Annotated in this window: 6 protein-coding genes; all 6 read left to right on the forward strand. The window is 28.8% G+C overall.

What is annotated here, in order from left to right:
• Window positions 1-207: 207 nt before the first annotated feature.
• A complete protein-coding gene (locus ACH2BP_RS09305; RefSeq protein ID WP_395059216.1) occupies window positions 208-2,058 on the forward strand; it encodes a helix-turn-helix domain-containing protein in 1,851 nt (616 codons plus the stop codon).
• A 636-nt stretch (window positions 2,059-2,694) separates the two neighbouring features.
• A complete protein-coding gene (locus ACH2BP_RS09310; protein ID WP_395059218.1) occupies window positions 2,695-2,883 on the forward strand; it encodes a class I lanthipeptide in 189 nt (62 codons plus the stop codon).
• 37 nt (window positions 2,884-2,920) lie between these two features.
• Window positions 2,921-3,100 (forward strand): class I lanthipeptide, encoded by a 180-nt coding sequence (locus ACH2BP_RS09315; protein WP_395059220.1) that lies wholly within the window; start codon window positions 2,921-2,923, stop codon window positions 3,098-3,100.
• 17 nt (window positions 3,101-3,117) lie between these two features.
• Window positions 3,118-3,276: a class I lanthipeptide gene (locus ACH2BP_RS09320; protein WP_395059222.1), complete on the forward strand. Its 159-nt coding sequence runs from the start codon at window positions 3,118-3,120 to the stop codon at window positions 3,274-3,276.
• A 79-nt stretch (window positions 3,277-3,355) separates the two neighbouring features.
• Window positions 3,356-3,550: a class I lanthipeptide gene (locus ACH2BP_RS09325; RefSeq protein ID WP_395059224.1), complete on the forward strand. Its 195-nt coding sequence runs from the start codon at window positions 3,356-3,358 to the stop codon at window positions 3,548-3,550.
• A gap of 187 nt (window positions 3,551-3,737) precedes the next feature.
• The coding region (locus ACH2BP_RS09330; protein WP_395059226.1) for a class I lanthipeptide at window positions 3,738-3,859 on the forward strand (122 nt) is incomplete at its 3' end.

Below are 3,859 nucleotides of genomic sequence, written 5' to 3' on the forward strand. Positions count from 1 at the left end.
TTAAATTGTCAGAATTTAATTCTACCAGATTTAGTTTTTTGAAGTCTAATTTTTTTGTTTTATTTTTTTTCATCATCTTTGTTTTTAGTTACTGCAAACATAGAAATTGTTTTAAAGAAATAAAAAGAAGACAACCGTAAATTTATAAAAATGAGTTAAGGTTATTTTTTTTAAATATCTGAAAAAGAAACATTAAGCACTTTTTTAATGAAATATTTTATAAGAAGATCTACTTTATTTTATTGTATTACATTATTGTTTATAATGAATTTTGCGGGAGCACAATCTAAATCAAAAAGTTTAAATGATTCAATTGTAAAGTATTTTTTTAGTAATCCAAACAAAGCAAAAACATACAGCCATAAATTTCTAAAAATTGCGAAGCAAAATAATCTAAGTAAAGAAGAGAGTAATGCTTATTTTTATATAGCAGATTTATGTGGTGCGATGTCGCAAAAAGACAGTGTGTTTTATTATTATGACAAAGCAATTCAGAAAGCAATTGACATAGATAACAAAGAAATTTTATTGTATCATAAAATAAATAAAGCAAATTATCTATTTTATCAGTATTATTATGAAGAATCCTTAGCATTGTTTGAAGAATGTATAAAGTTAGCAAAGAAAAATATTGATATAGAATCGTATAACTTTATTTTAGTAGCACAAGGGAAAATACATTATGAACTTGAGAACTATGATAAAGCGTTATACATATTTAAACAAGGTATAAAGAGTGTAACGCGTCAAACTTCTGCTATTCTTAGTGTCAAGCATAATTTAGCTAAAACATATATTAAACTTAATGAAATTGATTCCGCATTTACATTAATCAATGAAGGCATTCAATTATCAACAAAAAAAGACATTCCTAATTATAAAATCGCTTTCTTACAAATAGAAGCCAGTGCTTATATTGAACGTAAACAGTATTTAAACGCAAGAAAATCTTATGATAAAGCGTTACTCATTTCTAATGAAATGGAGAGTTTAGAAGATAGTAATATCATCAAATTAGACATTGCAAGGTTACTAACACTAGAAAAAAAACATCTTGAAGCCATTAATTTGCTGAATGAGCTAAATGAGTTTGATAAAAAATCACCCTTTGTAGTGGAAATAGTATCTGAAATCTACTATTTACTAGCCGAAAATTACAAATCAATTAATGAGTTTTCAAAATCAAACGATTATTACCAAAAATTTATTGAAAAATCTAAAAAACTAAGTCAAAAAAAGATCGAAACTATAGATTACCTTCATAAAATTAAGGTGGCTGAGGTGGAAGAACAAAAATTCGATCAATCAAAACAAAAATGGACACTTGCAGGCATGCTCTTAGTAGTAAGCTTATGTATTCTATTGTACTTTTTCTACATAAAGAAAAGAGACACCCTAAATCAAGATAAATTCGAGGCATTATTACAAAAAATAAGCAATTATGAAGAAGAATTGTCTGCTAAAACAGTTGGATTACCTGCAATAGACAATGTAAACCATTTACTATTTGATGATAAAGAAGTAGAAAGAACAACTGTACTTGAAGAAAACCCTATTGCTTATCAAGAAACGGAAGAAGACAATAATACTGATGAACTCGAAAATGAAGAGGAAGAGTTTGATAGTGAAATAATCTCTCAAGAAGACGATAGTGTAATCATAGATGATGTGTTAAATAATTCATTTGTTATAAAAGACGGAACAATAACTGAAATACTAGACAAGCTAATTAAACTAGAAGAAAAGAAATACTTCTTGAAACAAGAATGTACACTTCATAGTGTGGCTAAAAAGCTAAAAACCAACACTGCCTACTTGTCTAAAATTGTAAATAATGAACTAGGCAAGAGCTTTAGCACCTATATCAATGAGTTGCGAATTAATTATATTATTATTGAATTAAAGAATAATGCCAAACTTCGGTCTTATTCTGTAAACGCCATTGCAGAGGAAGTGGGCTATAAAAGACCCGAATCTTTTACCAAATACTTCAAGGATGCCACAGGAATTACACCTGCTGTTTACATCCGTAAAATAAGCAAGCTTAAAGAGGTTTAAATTGAAATATTGATTTTAATTTATTGAAAATCAACGTTTTAATTTTAAAAAACTATTCTGTGTTTTTATAAATACACGTTTGCCTCATTTTTATTACCCAAAAAATCTATTTTACTTTGTCGAAGAAATAATAAGAAACTATTTTCTATTTATTTCAAAATTTGTTTTTATGATACTGCTACAAAGCACAATTGTAAATACTAAAAAAATAAAACAAGAGAGTGGAGTCTCTGTTTTATAAGAATAAATTAACAAAACATAAATCTAACAAGGTTGTTAGGAATTGCTTCTTCAAAGCGCACGGTTTAATCTATAAACTACTGCTATTTCTTAAAGCACTACTTATTCAAATTCCTTGTTGGCAACAAAAAAATTTATGCCCGAGAGAAACATTGCAAAAAAAGCGAAAAAGCTAAATCGAAATTCAATTTTTGAATTAAACGAAAATGTTGAAAACCATCAGCAAGAATCGTTTGTATCCCAAATTAAGATTTTTTTTAAAAATTTATTCCAAAAAGAATAGATAGATAAAGTATTCCTTTTGCAAAACCACCGTATCGAAAATTTAATTTTTTTAAGGAGAAACCTGAAAATCCTTTAAAGAGTAGGGAAAACTATGTCAAATTTTAAACAAAAATGAAAAAACAAAACACAATGAACAAGCTGGCTTTCAATAAAGCAGCTGTTACGGAACTTTCAATGGGGCAATTGTTAACCATACAAGGTGGAACAGGCAACGGAATTAATGCGGATTATGATGACAATACAAATATTATTTCTGGTGGATGTGGATCAGGAGTAATGCATACCCAAACATATATCTAGTAAATTAATAATAAAAACAATTTTAAACTTTAAGAAAATGAAAAAACAAAATATAATGAACAAGCTAGCTTTTAATAAAGCAGCTGTTACGGAATTGAATGGAGCACAATTAGCAGAAATTAATGGTGGAACATCTATAGACGGTGGTGATACACAAGACACTTGCACAGGTTGTTGCTGTGGTCCATTTAGAATTACAGTATTAGCACAACAATAATTAAAAACCAAAAACAAATGAAGAAACAAAACGCAATGAACAAGCTAGCTTTCACTAAAGCAGCTGTTACAGAATTGAATGGAACACAATTGTCACAAATTAATGGTGGAACTTCGGATATATTTTGGGATACTGACATTACTTTGTTAGTAATACAAGTACCAGACATAAGGTAGCAATATGCGGTTCACAAGCATTGGTTCGCTAGATTTCTAAGCAATTATAATAACACTAAATCAATTAAACTTTAAGAAAATGAAAAAACAAAACGCAATGAACAAGCTAGCTTTCACTAAAGCAGCTGTTACAGAATTGAATGGAACACAATTGTCACAAATTAACGGCGGAACAGGGATTACAGGACAAGACACCGACACAAACCCTTGTTCAGGATGTTGTTGTGACCCAATAACAGACAAGTTAAATAAGTTGACAATTGTACAGTACTAGTATTTAAAAAAAGAATAACGGTATTCCTAATTTTTAAAAACACAGCTTCATTTCACGCTAAACCACGTAAGTTATAATTAACAATAGAAATAGAAGTTCATGATTTTGAACAAATTTAAAATACTAACACGAGGAGCAACCCGAAAATCCTTTAAAGAGTAGGGAAATTACAATAAACTTTAAGAAAATGAAAAAACAAAACGGAATGAACAAGATGGCTTTTAATAAATCAGTTGTTGTGGAATTGAATGATGGTCAATTGAATGATGTGAATGGTGGTTCATGGGTGGTTACAATAATTATTAGTCT

Source organism: Flavobacterium sp. (assembly GCF_043756175.1).
Lineage (GTDB): Bacteria > Bacteroidota > Bacteroidia > Flavobacteriales > Flavobacteriaceae > Flavobacterium.